At 44.1% G+C, this 12620-nt stretch carries 12 protein-coding genes and 12 tRNA genes; 2 read left to right on the top strand and 22 right to left on the bottom strand.

All coding sequences use genetic code 11. The annotated features are described in order from the left end of the window. Nucleotides 1–62 precede the first annotated feature (62 nt). From QWZ07_RS20120 to mutY, 16 genes are all read right to left on the bottom strand, one after another. Nucleotides 63–138 (bottom strand) — tRNA-Asn (locus QWZ07_RS20120). A 29-nt stretch (nt 139–167) separates the two neighbouring features. Next, a tRNA-Thr gene (locus tag QWZ07_RS20115) sits at nt 168–243 on the bottom strand. 36 nt (nt 244–279) lie between these two features. After that, nucleotides 280–355: transfer RNA gene (locus QWZ07_RS20110), tRNA-Asn, on the bottom strand. A gap of 24 nt (nt 356–379) precedes the next feature. Further along, nucleotides 380–455: transfer RNA gene (locus tag QWZ07_RS20105), tRNA-Thr, on the bottom strand. Between the two features lie 56 nt (nt 456–511). Further along, nucleotides 512–587, bottom strand: a tRNA-Phe gene (locus QWZ07_RS20100). 235 nt (nt 588–822) lie between these two features. Continuing rightward, the gene (locus QWZ07_RS20095) at nt 823–2448 is read right to left on the bottom strand and encodes a methyl-accepting chemotaxis protein (protein ID WP_076672340.1); all 1626 of its coding nucleotides are present in this window, start codon (nt 2446–2448) and stop codon (nt 823–825) included. Nucleotides 2449–2829: 381 nt separating this feature from the next. Further along, nucleotides 2830–2905, bottom strand: a tRNA-Asn gene (locus QWZ07_RS20090). 56 nt (nt 2906–2961) lie between these two features. Beyond that, nucleotides 2962–3037: transfer RNA gene (locus QWZ07_RS20085), tRNA-Phe, on the bottom strand. A gap of 7 nt (nt 3038–3044) precedes the next feature. Then, nucleotides 3045–3120, bottom strand: a tRNA-Thr gene (locus tag QWZ07_RS20080). Nucleotides 3121–3190: 70 nt separating this feature from the next. Beyond that, nucleotides 3191–3266 (bottom strand) — tRNA-Asn (locus QWZ07_RS20075). 56 nt (nt 3267–3322) lie between these two features. Next, a tRNA-Phe gene (locus QWZ07_RS20070) sits at nt 3323–3398 on the bottom strand. Between the two features lie 7 nt (nt 3399–3405). Beyond that, a tRNA-Thr gene (locus QWZ07_RS20065) sits at nt 3406–3481 on the bottom strand. 74 nt (nt 3482–3555) lie between these two features. Then, nucleotides 3556–3631, bottom strand: a tRNA-Phe gene (locus QWZ07_RS20060). A 103-nt stretch (nt 3632–3734) separates the two neighbouring features. Continuing rightward, nucleotides 3735–4868, bottom strand: a complete 1134-nt coding sequence (gene mltC / locus QWZ07_RS20055) for a membrane-bound lytic murein transglycosylase MltC (protein ID WP_192852330.1) — start codon at nt 4866–4868, stop codon at nt 3735–3737. 69 nt (nt 4869–4937) lie between these two features. Beyond that, nucleotides 4938–5210: an oxidative damage protection protein gene (locus QWZ07_RS20050; protein ID WP_004735465.1), complete on the bottom strand. Its 273-nt coding sequence runs from the start codon at nt 5208–5210 to the stop codon at nt 4938–4940. A gap of 28 nt (nt 5211–5238) precedes the next feature. Beyond that, nucleotides 5239–6300, bottom strand: coding sequence for an A/G-specific adenine glycosylase (gene mutY, locus QWZ07_RS20045; RefSeq protein WP_192852329.1), 1062 nt, complete (start codon nt 6298–6300; stop codon nt 5239–5241). A gap of 165 nt (nt 6301–6465) precedes the next feature. On the opposite strand from mutY, the gene trmB reads away from it, so the two are divergent. After that, the gene (gene trmB, locus QWZ07_RS20040; protein ID WP_004735468.1) at nt 6466–7185 is read left to right on the top strand and encodes a tRNA (guanosine(46)-N7)-methyltransferase TrmB; all 720 of its coding nucleotides are present in this window, start codon (nt 6466–6468) and stop codon (nt 7183–7185) included. Between the two features lie 183 nt (nt 7186–7368). Beyond that, complete coding sequence (glsB, locus tag QWZ07_RS20035) at nt 7369–8289, top strand: glutaminase B (protein ID WP_009847707.1); 921 nt, start codon at nt 7369–7371, stop codon at nt 8287–8289. A gap of 166 nt (nt 8290–8455) precedes the next feature. On the opposite strand, the gene hemW is transcribed toward glsB, so the two are convergent. The 6 genes from hemW to proC all read right to left on the bottom strand — a co-directional run bounded on the left by hemW (nt 8456) and on the right by proC (nt 12524). Further along, complete coding sequence (gene hemW / locus QWZ07_RS20030; RefSeq protein WP_192852328.1) at nt 8456–9643, bottom strand: radical SAM family heme chaperone HemW; 1188 nt, start codon at nt 9641–9643, stop codon at nt 8456–8458. Next, nucleotides 9643–10242 carry an XTP/dITP diphosphatase gene (locus QWZ07_RS20025; protein WP_017080776.1) on the bottom strand — a complete coding sequence of 200 codons (600 nt, stop codon included), beginning with the start codon at nt 10240–10242 and terminating at the stop codon, nt 9643–9645. The genes hemW and QWZ07_RS20025 overlap by 1 nt, the downstream gene beginning before the upstream one ends. 48 nt (nt 10243–10290) lie before the next feature. After that, the gene (locus QWZ07_RS20020; RefSeq protein ID WP_192852327.1) at nt 10291–10722 is read right to left on the bottom strand and encodes a DUF4426 domain-containing protein; all 432 of its coding nucleotides are present in this window, start codon (nt 10720–10722) and stop codon (nt 10291–10293) included. 28 nt (nt 10723–10750) lie between these two features. Further along, nucleotides 10751–11041, bottom strand: coding sequence for a DUF167 family protein YggU (gene yggU / locus QWZ07_RS20015; RefSeq protein ID WP_009847703.1), 291 nt, complete (start codon nt 11039–11041; stop codon nt 10751–10753). 29 nt (nt 11042–11070) lie between these two features. After that, on the bottom strand, nt 11071–11628 hold the full coding sequence (locus QWZ07_RS20010; protein WP_017067798.1) for a YggT family protein: 558 nt from the start codon (nt 11626–11628) through the stop codon (nt 11071–11073). Between the two features lie 77 nt (nt 11629–11705). Further along, nucleotides 11706–12524 (bottom strand): pyrroline-5-carboxylate reductase, encoded by an 819-nt coding sequence (gene proC, locus QWZ07_RS20005; RefSeq protein ID WP_192852326.1) that lies wholly within the window; start codon nt 12522–12524, stop codon nt 11706–11708. Nucleotides 12525–12620: the final 96 nt, after the last annotated feature.

Raw genomic sequence — 12620 nt, 5'->3', positions numbered from 1 at the left:
CATGGGGAAATTCGGATCTTTAAATGCAAAAAGGCCGCATCAATGATGCGGCCTTTTCTAATTGGCTCCCCTTGCAAGACTTGAACTTGCGACATACGGATTAACAGTCCGCCGTTCTACCAACTGAACTAAAGGGGAATTGATTGTTTAGTCTCTAATCAAGAGAATGGTGCCGACTACCGGAATCGAACTGGTGACCTACTGATTACAAGTCAGTTGCTCTACCTACTGAGCTAAGTCGGCATCATGAATCAAAAAGCTTATGCTTGATGATTAACTTGGCTCCCCTTGCAAGACTTGAACTTGCGACATACGGATTAACAGTCCGCCGTTCTAGCAACTGAACTAAAGGGGAATTATTCTTAAAGCTTTAAAGAAATGGTGCCGACTACCGGAGTCGAACTGGTGACCTACTGATTACAAGTCAGTTGCTCTACCTACTGAGCTAAGTCGGCACATAATATTTCTTTGTGCTTTACTGTTGTTTTCTAGGACACCAACAAATAAATTGTGGTGCCCGGAGGCGGAATCGAACCACCGACACGAGGATTTTCAATCCTCTGCTCTACCGACTGAGCTATCCGGGCGACGAGGTGTATTAAACGTGTTTTCGCGTTCTGGGTCAACATTAAATTGCAAAAAAAGTATTGTTTGATGTTTTTCTATACTTAGTGGGTTGTTTTTGTTCGTTTGGGGCAAAAAGCCTAGGTCTAGCATGCTCTAAAAGATAGTAAAACTACGGTTAACTACACTGAATGGGCGTCGAAATAAAAAAAGCACGTATGAAAACGTGCTTTTATATTTAAGAATTTTGCTGAGAGTTTAGTGTTTTACTTCAAACCTATTAACCCAAGCTTCTAATTCGTTAGAAAGAGAGGCGAGTGTTTGAGTGCTGTTATGACTTTCTGTCACTACATTACTCAGTTGGTTGCCACTTTCTTCGATCATATTGATACGCTTCGAAATATCATCACTCACCTGAGTCTGTTCAGCGGCGGCTGTCGCGATTTGATGACTCATTGATGAAATAGACTCTAACGCCACAACTATCTGTTGTAGTGCTTCAGAGGCATTCTGAGACTCTGTTACGGTGCTTTCACTGGTAGTCGCACACACTTCCATAGTTTTTATCGCGTTACGAGAGCCTTCTTGAAGGTTATTGATCATTAGCTGGATTTCTTTGGTGCTTGACTGTGTTCGACCTGCAAGGTTGCGAACTTCATCTGCTACAACGGCAAATCCGCGACCTTGTTCACCAGCACGCGCCGCTTCAATTGCTGCATTCAGTGCTAGAAGGTTAGTTTGTTCCGCAATATCACCGATGACGTCTAAGACCTTAACGATGTTATGTACATCGCTATCTAAGTTAGCGACGGCTTCACTTGCTGTGCCGAGTTGGCCTGCTAGACCTTGAATGTTATCTACTGTGTTGTGAATTAGGCGCTGAGTATGTTGGCTCTGTTTATCAGCTTCGTCAGTATTACGCGCTGTATCGCCCGCTGAATCAGCAACATTGTTGGCTGAAGAGGCCATTTCCGTCATAGCTGTCGCGATCATCTCAGTCGACTGTTGCTGAGTCTCGGTCAGCTGAGCGATAGAACCTGCACGATCTTCCACGCGCTGTAACTCACCTCTTAATGCCAGCATTGAGGCATTAAGGTTTGATACTAGCTCGGCTAACGACTTACTCATTTGTTGTACAGCGTGATAAATACTGCCGTTTATTGCCTGAGTTTCAAAAGAGGTTTGAATGCGGCCTTCTGCGACGGCTTGTACCGCTTCTCTTACATCTTTAGGTTCTCCGCCAAGAAGTGCCAGCATTCGCTTAATAGATACAATTAGGCTTGATAAAATAAGACCAGCAATCACGACACATAGAAACAATTGCCATTGAGCCGTTGACCAGAAACGTGCATTGACTTCATTGAAGCCGATACCTGTACCGACAACCCAACCCCAATGCGGAGTCTTCTCTGCAATAGACAGTTTTTCTTCAATCGTTCCGTCTGGAAGCTTTTGTGTCCAGGTGTACTCAATGATCTGGCCAGTACGATTGCCAAGTACTCGTTGAATGAGTTGGCCAACACTGTTTCCATCACCGTCTTTAAAATCATTAAAGCTGGTCCCGTGTAGTTGTGGATCCAGAGGTGTCGCAACAAACGTCATGTTTTCATCCGCAACATAAACGTATTCATTGTCTTTATAGATGTTGTTACGTAGTAGGCGAGTAGCAAGTTGTTTGGCCTGTTGTTCTTCTAGAGTGCCATCAATAGCCATTTTTTCGACTTCAGTAAGAATGCTGTATGCGCTCTTAAATAGCTCTGTCACACGAGCTTTGTTGTCCATGTTACTAGCGACTCTCAAGGTCCATAAACCAGTAGCAGTTAGCGCCAGCAGAGCGATCAAGATGATGCCCGATAATAAGTAAGCTTGCGTTTTTAATTTCATATTTTCCTGCGTAGCGATTCAATAATTAGTATTAGATATAATTCATCGAATCTTAATCTAAGTCGTGTAGGGCAGATATCAGAAAGATATCAAAACATGATGAAGATTAAATTTACGAAGCAAAAAAAGTAACGGACTGACATGTTGTTTGTTTTTATGTGACGATACGCGGCTAAAGGTGCTTAATTTCAGAGGTGGTTTAGTTTGTATCGAGAGGGTTTGAACGAATTCAAGGATGGATACTGTCGAGATAGGAAAGGGGATGCTTTAACTTTATGGAGATGATCAGGGCTTGATGTTGAGTTGGCGGCAATACTGAATAGAGTTAGCTTTTGCTCAAACAAAAAAAAGCCAAGTCTTTCGACTTGGCTTTCTTGAATGTGGCTCCCCTTGCAAGACTTGAACTTGCGACATACGGATTAACAGTCCGCCGTTCTACCAACTGAACTAAAGGGGAATTACTTGTCTCAACATCAGGTCTATAAAGACCATTATTTGTTAAGTACCAAATAATGGTGCCTCGAGGCGGAATCGAACCACCGACACGCGGATTTTCAATCCGCTGCTCTACCGACTGAGCTATCGAGGCAAAAGAATGGTGCCGACTACCGGAGTCGAACTGGTGACCTACTGATTACAAGTCAGTTGCTCTACCTACTGAGCTAAGTCGGCACACTAAATTCTTTGCTTTAGAGAGTAAACTCTCTAATTAAAACCTCATATAAAATGAAGTTCTTTAAAGTGGCTCCCCTTGCAAGACTTGAACTTGCGACATACGGATTAACAGTCCGCCGTTCTACCAACTGAACTAAAGGGGAATTACTTGTCTCAACATCAGGTCTATAAAGACCATTATTTGTTAAGTACCAAATAATGGTGCCTCGAGGCGGAATCGAACCACCGACACGCGGATTTTCAATCCGCTGCTCTACCGACTGAGCTATCGAGGCAAAAGAATGGTGCCGACTACCGGAGTCGAACTGGTGACCTACTGATTACAAGTCAGTTGCTCTACCTACTGAGCTAAGTCGGCACACTAAATTCTTTATGCTTTTGTTCGTGTTGCTACTCCCTGTTAAAGAGTAATGACACCAACAAATCAAATTGTGGTGCCCGGAGGCGGAATCGAACCACCGACACGAGGATTTTCAATCCTCTGCTCTACCGACTGAGCTATCCGGGCAACGGAGCGCTATTAAACGGATTTTCTGCATAACCGTCAACACCTTTTTTGAAAATAATTAAAAAAAACGTTCGTTAGTTGTTTTTTTATTCAAAAGTGAGGCTTACGTTTTACCTTGGTTAAAATCTTTCTTGAATTTTGTTACTTTTTCTAAGTATCGACGCGACTCTTTGTTTGGGTGTTTCTTTGTCAGTGCCCAGTAAGCTTGACTAGGTTGCAATGAGTTTAGGTCACGCATTGCCCGCTTTCTGTCCTTGCTGAAGGTATTGAGTACCCCACCAGTGCCACCGTTGTATGCTGAGATCATGCTGTATTCAAGTGTGGTTGGGTGTTGCACGTCCTTCAAATAACGATTTTTAAGGATGTAAAAGTACGCAGTGCCAGCATCTATGTTGTTTTCTGGATTGAATAAGTACTCAGGACTAGGCTCTCCAGATTTCTTTTTGACGAGTTTAAAGACATCTCGGCCTGCCGTTTTTGGGACCACCTGCATAAGACCATAAGCATTCGCCCAGCTCACGGCGTATGGATTGAAACTGCTTTCTGTTTTGATGATTGCGTAAATCAAGTCTTCAGGAATGTCATAACGTTGAGATGCGCGACGAACGATATCGGCGTACTTATAGCTTCGTTTGCTGGCGTGATCGGCCACCATTGGAATTTCGACGTAATACGCTTTTTTAAAGTCGACTTCCTTGGTTTTTAGGTTATTGGCGATCAGGTAATCAGCAAATTTGTTAGCACGCCATGTCCATTGGATAGGCTTCTTATCCTGATCAACGACTTGGTTATAGAGGAAAGGTTGACCTTCTAACTTGATGCTTTTGGAAGAGAATAGATCGACATTCGCAGGATCATCTGGCGTTAAAAGTGTCGTCATTATTGCATTTTTGAGGTGCTTTTTAGGATCAGTTGAGGATACGGTTTCAACTGTGATTAGACCTTGGCTAAAGTTTACTTCTGAACGGCTCAAGTAATTATCTATGTATTTCACATAGTTACTCTTGCCCGCCATCTTTACTTCACTACTGCCCCAACGTTTTTGGATGTTGCCAGAAAAGCTATTAATTAAAGAATCTAACGCCCCTGTGTCTTTTTCAAATTGACCGGGTAGCTCCGCTAAATTACTGACAAATCGGTTGGTTGGTTCGTAATTAACATCATAAATGCTTTCGACAAATTCACGACTGCACCCAGTTAACAACATGGCTGTTAGGAAGTAACTTAGCTTTTTCATAGTTCCTCATACAAAAATGACATCGCAGCGTTAACCATGATGTCATTAAAATTTGCTTAAATAAATGTCTTATTCGCTTGGTGGAGTGTAGCCATCAATAACGACATCTTTACCTTCAAAAAGGAAGTTAACCATCTCAGTTTCAAGAAGTTTACGATGTTCAGGATCCATCATGTTTAGCTTCTTCTCATTGATAAGCATGGTTTGTTTGCTTTGCCATTGTCCCCAAGCCTCTTTAGAGATGTTGTCAAAGATACGCTTACCTAAGTCACCTGGGTAAAGTTGAAAATCTAGGCCTTCAGCATCTTTTTGAAGGCGAGCACAAAATACAGTGCGGCTCATAGTGGTTCCTCTTATCGCGTTCGTTGATTCAAACGTCGTCGTTCAGTTCAAAGGGTAGGCTCTCAATAAGCTGCTTTACAGGAGCGGCTAGGCCAATTTCTTCCGGTTTTGATAAGTTATACCAGAGACCTTTAGTCCCTTCCATTATCAAATCTGGTTGTTTATCTAATTTTACTAATACAGGTGTGATATCTAAGTGGTAGTGGCTGAAAGTATGTCGAAACGCAATCATGGTCTTGATCGAATCGGCTTCGTTGTCTTTGATCGAACGAATATCTAATTGATGTTCGATCTCTGCGTTTTCATTTTGAGGGAAACAGAACAGTCCTCCCCAGATACCAGACTGAGGGCGTTGTTCGAGCCATACTTGATTATCGTGGTACAGAATTACAAACCATGTTTCTTTTATTGGCTTTTCTTTCTTAGGCTTCTTACCAGGGAAATCGAGCTGTTTATCGAGCTTCTTAGCTTCACACATGCTTTCAATCGGGCACAACGTACATTTGGGCTTGCTACGAGTACAAACCATCGCACCCATATCCATCATGGCTTGATTGTACTTGTCAACATCTTGATTGGGAGTGTGTGCTTCTGCGTGTTCCCAAAGCTGGTTCTCGACTTTCTTTTGCCCAGGCCAACCTTCTACTGCAAAGCTTCTCGCCAAGGTGCGCTTGACGTTGCCATCAAGAATCGCATGAGGGAGTTTATGCACAGAGGACAGCACTGCAGCGGCAGTAGAGCGTCCAATACCCGGTAGCGCGTTCATTTCTTCGATAGAAAGCGGAAATTCACCACCGTATTGCTCGGCAACAATCTTGGCTGCTTTGTGAAGGTTACGAGCTCGCGCGTAATAACCAAGCCCCGTCCATAAGTGGAGCACTTCATCTTGTTCAGCGTTTGCTAGGTCGATAACCGTTGGAAAGCGCTCTAAGAAGCGCTGGTAGTATGGAATCACCGTGGCAACCTGAGTCTGCTGAAGCATGATTTCAGATAGCCAAACGGTGTAGGCGGTTTTGTTTTGTTGCCAAGGTAATTCTTTACGCCCAAAGGCGTCATACCACTTTAATATGGCGGTTGCGAAAGGAGTCACGACATGCTCTATGCTTTGCTATTATTAGGAGTGAAATTGCACCACACTTACGGTTGGATGTAAAACAGACAAATTGTGTGGGAATTTATCCACGGAAAGACTTGCACCGGAGGCAATTCTTTGGATAATCCCCGCTTTGATTAATCAATGTGCAGGCAAAAATCAATGAGTGAAGTGACCACTAACGAATATACTGAAGACGGCAAACTGGTTCGTAAGATCCGTAGTTTTGTTCGACGCGAAGGCCGCTTAACAAAAGGCCAAGAAAACGCGATGAACGAATGTTGGCCAACAATGGGTATCGACTACAACCCAGAACTTCTTAATTGGAAAGAAGTGTTTGGCAACGACAACCCTGTTGTACTAGAAATTGGCTTCGGTATGGGTGCATCACTGGTTGAAATGGCAAAGAATGCGCCTGAGAAAAACTTCTTAGGTATTGAAGTTCACAGCCCAGGTGTTGGTGCGTGTTTAGGTACAGCTCGCGATGCTGGCGTAACTAACCTGCGTGTAATGTGTCACGATGCAGTAGAAGTATTTGAACACATGATCCCAGACAGCAGCCTGCATACACTGCAACTGTTCTTCCCTGACCCATGGCATAAAGCTCGTCACCACAAACGTCGTATCGTTAAGGCTGAGTTTGCAGAGATGGTTCGCGGTAAGCTGCAACTTGATACTGGTATTTTCCACATGGCAACAGATTGGGAAAACTACGCAGAACATATGATTGAAGTGATGAACGTAGCTCCAGGTTTCGAGAATATCGCTGAAGATGGTGATTACATTCCTCGTCCAGACGAGCGTCCACTGACTAAGTTTGAAGCTCGTGGCCACCGTTTAGGTCACGGTGTTTGGGACATTAAGTTCAAGCGTACTAAGTAATTCTGAATAAAAAATGAAGGTGAGATCGGATTAAGATCTTAACCTTACATTTTATGGGATTGATAAAAGCCAACATTATTGTAGTGTTGGCTTTTTTGTCCTTAGGCTTTTATCAAATTAGAAGTTTAAGGACAAAACTGAATGTCACACCCCTACAAAAATAACAATAAGAAGTAAGCTCACATGAAACCAACTCAAGCTATTTTAGCCGAGATTTTAGACGAAGTTCGTCCCTTAATTGGTCAGGGAAAGGTCGCTGACTATATTCCTGCATTGGCTCGCGTATCGAACCAGAAACTGGCGATTGCTGTATACACCAATGAAGGTGAAGTTATTCAAGCTGGCGATGCTGATGAAGCATTCTCAGTGCAATCTATTTCGAAAGCTCTGAGCCTGACGCTAGCAATGGTGTTGTATAAGCCGGAAGAAATTTGGCAACGCGTTGGGAAGGAGCCTTCAGGACAAGCCTTTAACTCGATGATTCAGCTTGAGATGGAACACGGCATTCCTCGTAATCCGTTTATTAATGCTGGCGCTATTGTCGTTGCCGACTTATTACAAAGCCGTCTATCAGCACCAAGACACCGTTTATTAGAATTTGTCCGTCAGCTATCAGGTGATACACATATCGTGTATGACAAGGTTGTGGCGGCTTCTGAGATGATGCACAGCGATCGTAATGCGGCTATCGCTTATTTGATGCGTTCATTTGGTAATTTTGAGAACGATGTTATTCCCGTACTCAACAATTACTTTCATGCTTGTGCGCTTAAAATGACCTGTGTGGACTTGGCGAAAACCTTTAGCTATTTGGCGAACAAAGGCGTGTCGGTTCAAACCAAGAAAGAGATCATCACGCCAGTTCAAACCAAACAGCTGAATGCTTTGCTTGCGACATGTGGTTTGTACGATGGGGCGGGAGAGTTTGCTTATCGTGTTGGTATGCCGGGTAAATCGGGTGTTGGCGGTGGGATTATTGCGATTGTTCCTGGCGAAATGACGATCGCGGTGTGGTCTCCGGAACTGGACGCGTCGGGTAATTCACTAGCGGGAACTCAGGCTTTAGAATTGCTCTCTGAGCGTATTGGTCGTTCTATTTTTTAGAAGAAAGGTGCGAGATGCGAGCACAGACTTTGTCCTATAGAGCGCTTCGCTTCGAGAAAGATTTTTACAATAAAAAGGGTTGACCCTAAAGCCAACCCTTACGCAATACTTCTCGAATCTCGAATCTCGAATCTCGAATCTCGAATCTCGAATCTCGAATCTCGAACTATTCGTCTTCTTCTGCCATAAAGGCTTCAAGCAAATCGTTTAAGAAGAGTTTTCCTTTTTCAGTGATCTGCCAATGGCTGTCGGTCTCATTAAGATAACCGAGCTCTTTGGCCCACTCTATCGTTGGCTGAATCGAATCAAACTCTAACCCAGTCGTATCAATGAAGTCTTGTTTTGGACACGCTTCCATTAGCCTGAAGCGGTTCATGAAGAACTCGAAAGGGCGGTCGTCATTAGGTACTTCAAGTTCATCCGACAGATAGGGTTTCACCAGATTCTGATACGCTGCTAGGTAGCCTCTAGGATGTTTAACCTTAGTGGTGCGAACAATACGTCCATCTGCAAAGCTCAGCTTGCCATGAGAGCCACAGCCAATACCTAGGTAGTCACCAAAGCGCCAGTAGTTGAGGTTATGCTGACACTGATATCCTGGCTTGCTGTAGCCTGAAATTTCGTACTGTACATAACCTGCGTCTGCGAGCTTCTTATGGCCTAAGTCGAAAATATCCCAAAGGTCATCATCGTCAGGCAGCTTTGGCGTTTTGTAATAGAACATGGTGTTAGGTTCTATTGTTAGCTGATACCAAGATAAATGCGGAGGATTAAGCTCGATCGCTCTGTCCAAATCAGCCAAGGCCTGATCAATGCTTTGATCGGGTAAGCCGTGCATTAGATCTAGGTTGAAGCTATTTAGTCCGATTTTATGTGCTAAATGAGCTGCGTTGACAGCTTCGTCTTGACCGTGAATACGCCCAAGCCTTTCCAGTTTCTCTTGTTCAAAACTTTGCACACCCACCGAGATTCGAGTTATGCCTGCTTTTTGGTAACCAGCAAAACGCTCAGCTTCGATAGTTCCCGGATTAGCTTCCATGGTGATTTCTATTTCAGGTTTGAACGGGATGCGTTGTTCAATGCCTTGCAGCAATCGACCTATTCCTTCTGGAGAAAATAGACTCGGCGTGCCGCCACCAATAAAGATCGAATGCAATGGGCGAGGTGCGCCATTGAGTTGGTATTTTTCGATATCGGTATCGAGATCCTCAAGCAGAGCATCGATGTACTCTTTTTCAGGAATCTCGGCTTTTAGAGCGTGAGAGTTAAAATCACAATACGGACACTTTTGTACACACCATGGAATGTGGACATAAAGGCTGAGTGCGGGTGGTATTAGCGCTGCATTGTGCATTACAGAGCTTGCTCCTTGAGAGTCTTGAATAATGACGCGAGGGCTTTACCACGGTGTGACAGTTGCTTCTTACGTGACGATTCAAGTTCTGCTGAGGCGCAGTTATCTTCTGGTACAAAGAATACAGGATCGTAGCCAAAGCCATTCTCACCGTGTTCTTCAGTCAGAATGCGACCTTCCCATTTACCGTGACATACTAATGGAGTTGGATCGTTTTCGTGACGCATTAGCACCAATACACAGTGAAAACGAGCGGTACGCTTTTCAACATCGACACCTTGCATAGCATCTAACAGCTTTTCGATGTTTTGCTTATCAGTAGCTCCTTCACCTGAGTAACGCGCTGAGTAGATACCGGGTGCACCATTAAGGTAATCAACTTCTAAGCCAGAATCGTCAGCAATGGCTGGTAGCCCCGTCTCTTTCGCAGCGTGGCGAGCTTTGATGATGGCATTTTCAATGAAAGTCGTTCCTGTTTCTGCGACTTCTGAAACGTTAAATTCACTTTGCGCGACAACGTCGAAACCAAACTCAGACAGAATATCTGCCATCTCGCGAACTTTGCCTTGGTTGCCTGTTGCTAAAACAATCTTACTCATGGGGATGTGGCTCTAATAAGTTAATGACTAGAAATGTGAGCTTTGAAGCTACTCTTCTATATAGAATTTTTGTGTGAAACGCAGTGGTCCAGTGCCTTTCAAACCTGCGTTAACATCAATATCAAAAGTGATATTCTCTTCGTGAGTGATAGGGAACTCAGCAAGGTAATAAATCGCATCACCTTCCTTTATTTCACGGAAGTTAAGCGTACGAGTATTGCCTACTAGGTTTCGTGCTGTTCCCGTAATTTTAGCCGTTGTTGCAGGCTTGCCTAGAGAAGCGTTGTCTAGCACGCTGATATTTAGAATCGCTGAGTATCCGTTTCGTTTCAGCTTATATTGCTTAGCGACCTGCGCAGTTAAAAACGTGGAATTGAAAGCCGAGTAATGAACCTCGACATCCTTGATACTTTTAAATTGTCCTGCCGAGCTTGGTAGGGCAATCAGAGCGGTGATTAGTGCTGTTATCCATAGACGCATAATGACTCCAATAAATAGCAAAAAGCCATCATAGGATGGCTTTGACTTCAGTTGGGATCTGGCTTGGTGAGCATATTCGAACTTGCTTATGCCGACCGAGCTCTCCCTTTTCTATCTTAATTTGCCCTTTCGCGACCTTAAATTGTTTCGCAAGGTATTTCGCTAAGTGAGCATTGGCTTTGCCATCAACCGGTGGTGCAGTAATGGCAATTTTCAGTTCCTCTCCGTGTAAGCCAACGATTTTATCGCGGCTTGCCTTGGGTTGGATATAGAGCCGAAGAAGAATATCGTCCTCTTCGGCCCAAACTGCTTTTGGCATCGTCAAAGTACCTGAGGTTCGTACTTGAATTATAGCTGATACCAAATAGGACCGATCATGTCGCCCATTAGGAAGTTCGCAAATTGCAGAACAATGAACAGAACCAGCACACTTAGGTCGAAGCCACCCATATCAGGAAGGATGCGGCGAATTGGAACTAGCATTGGTTCTGTTAATTGGTGGAATACGTATTCGATTGGGCTACGGCCTTGGCTAACCCAGCTCAGAATTGCACGGATTAGCAGAACCCAGAAAATTAAGCCACCAGCTGCTTTGAGCAGAGATAGTGCACCAAAGATCAGGAAGCTGATATCAAATACAGCCGCACCGCCAGAGATAATCAAGTTTAGAGCGACGAACTTAAGTACACACAGCACATAAGCGAATACAACAGTCGCAAGGTCAAGGCTGCCTATTGATGGAATCACTCGGCGTAGTGGGGCAACAACCGGTTGTGTCGCTTTTACGATAAATTGTGAGAACGGGTTGTAGAAATCTGCACGTGATGCTTGTAGCCAGATACGCAAGATCACAACCATGATGTAAAGATCAAAAACGGTCGAGATCAGAAAGCTCATCGAATTCATATTGTTTCCTTTTTCGGATTTACTTGCCGCTTAGGTATCACCCGAACGACACAATGCTTTTGTACTTGTAACTAGTATTAAAACAGTTTTTCCATCTCTTCAGCTCGAGCAACCGCCGATTGCATGGCTTTCGCTACGATGTCAGATAGTTGATGGTCGTTAAACGTGCGCAATGCTTCTGCGGTCGTTCCGCCTTTTGAAGTCACTTGTTCACGCAGTGTTGATAATTCAGTATTTGGATTTGCTACTACCATCTCTGCCGCGCCTAATGCAGATTGCTGCACTAATTTACGAGCGGTTTCTTGGTCAAAACCTTGGTTAACTGCTTCAGCTTGCATCGCCTCCATAAACAGGAAGAAGTAAGCCGGAGCACTACCTGCTGCCGCAATGATGTTGTTGATACCAGACTCTTGTTTAACCCAGCTTACTTGACCTACGGCTTGCATTAACTGAGAAGCGAACTCTTTATCACCTTGACTAACCATTGAGTCAGCATAAAGGCCACTCATCCCTTTACCAAGCAGTGATGGCGTGTTTGGCATAACACGTACAAGGTTTAGCTGGCAGTTTAACATCTCATTGAGTCGATTCGCATTAATACCCGCGGCAATTGAGATAACCAGTTTGTTGCTAAAGTCGATGCTTTGTAAGGGTTTGCATACATCAGCCATCATTTGTGGCTTCACTGATAGTACAACAACGTCTGCTTGCTCTGCTGCGGCAATATTATCGCTGGTGGTATTGATGCCGTACTCTTGCTCTAACGGCAGTCTTCTGGTGTCTGAAGGCGCTGTTGCAGTAATCTTTTGCGCTGGGTAACCACTCGCCACTAAGCCCGCTACAATCGAGCGAACCATATTTCCCGCCCCAATAAAGGCGATGTTCTTATGTTCCATATATAAAATCCTGAGCGTGTCGCTGCGCGGTTGAAGCGAAGCGGTATCAATACTGTATTTTTCGTTGCTTGCTGTAGCTATTTCTTGCTGCTTGCC

The organism is Vibrio lentus (assembly GCF_030409755.1).
Lineage (GTDB): Bacteria > Pseudomonadota > Gammaproteobacteria > Enterobacterales > Vibrionaceae > Vibrio > Vibrio lentus.
This window is presented reverse-complemented; position numbering and strand designations above follow the sequence as displayed.

Bases quoted from the DNA above. Each gene is read 5' to 3' on its own strand.
- QWZ07_RS20095 (WP_076672340.1), bottom strand. From the start codon at position 2,448: ATGAAATTAAAAACGCAAGCTTACTTATTATCGGGCATCATCTTGATC.
- mltC (WP_192852330.1), bottom strand. From the start codon at position 4,868: ATGAAAAAGCTAAGTTACTTCCTAACAGCCATGTTGTTAACTGGGTGC.
- QWZ07_RS20050 (WP_004735465.1), bottom strand. From the start codon at position 5,210: ATGAGCCGCACTGTATTTTGTGCTCGCCTTCAAAAAGATGCTGAAGGC.
- trmB (WP_004735468.1), top strand. From the start codon at position 6,466: ATGAGTGAAGTGACCACTAACGAATATACTGAAGACGGCAAACTGGTT.
- glsB (WP_009847707.1), top strand. From the start codon at position 7,369: ATGAAACCAACTCAAGCTATTTTAGCCGAGATTTTAGACGAAGTTCGT.
- hemW (WP_192852328.1), bottom strand. From the start codon at position 9,643: ATGCACAATGCAGCGCTAATACCACCCGCACTCAGCCTTTATGTCCAC.
- QWZ07_RS20025 (WP_017080776.1), bottom strand. From the start codon at position 10,242: ATGAGTAAGATTGTTTTAGCAACAGGCAACCAAGGCAAAGTTCGCGAG.
- QWZ07_RS20020 (WP_192852327.1), bottom strand. From the start codon at position 10,722: ATGCGTCTATGGATAACAGCACTAATCACCGCTCTGATTGCCCTACCA.
- yggU (WP_009847703.1), bottom strand. From the start codon at position 11,041: ATGCCAAAAGCAGTTTGGGCCGAAGAGGACGATATTCTTCTTCGGCTC.
- QWZ07_RS20010 (WP_017067798.1), bottom strand. From the start codon at position 11,628: ATGAATTCGATGAGCTTTCTGATCTCGACCGTTTTTGATCTTTACATC.
- proC (WP_192852326.1), bottom strand. From the start codon at position 12,524: ATGGAACATAAGAACATCGCCTTTATTGGGGCGGGAAATATGGTTCGC.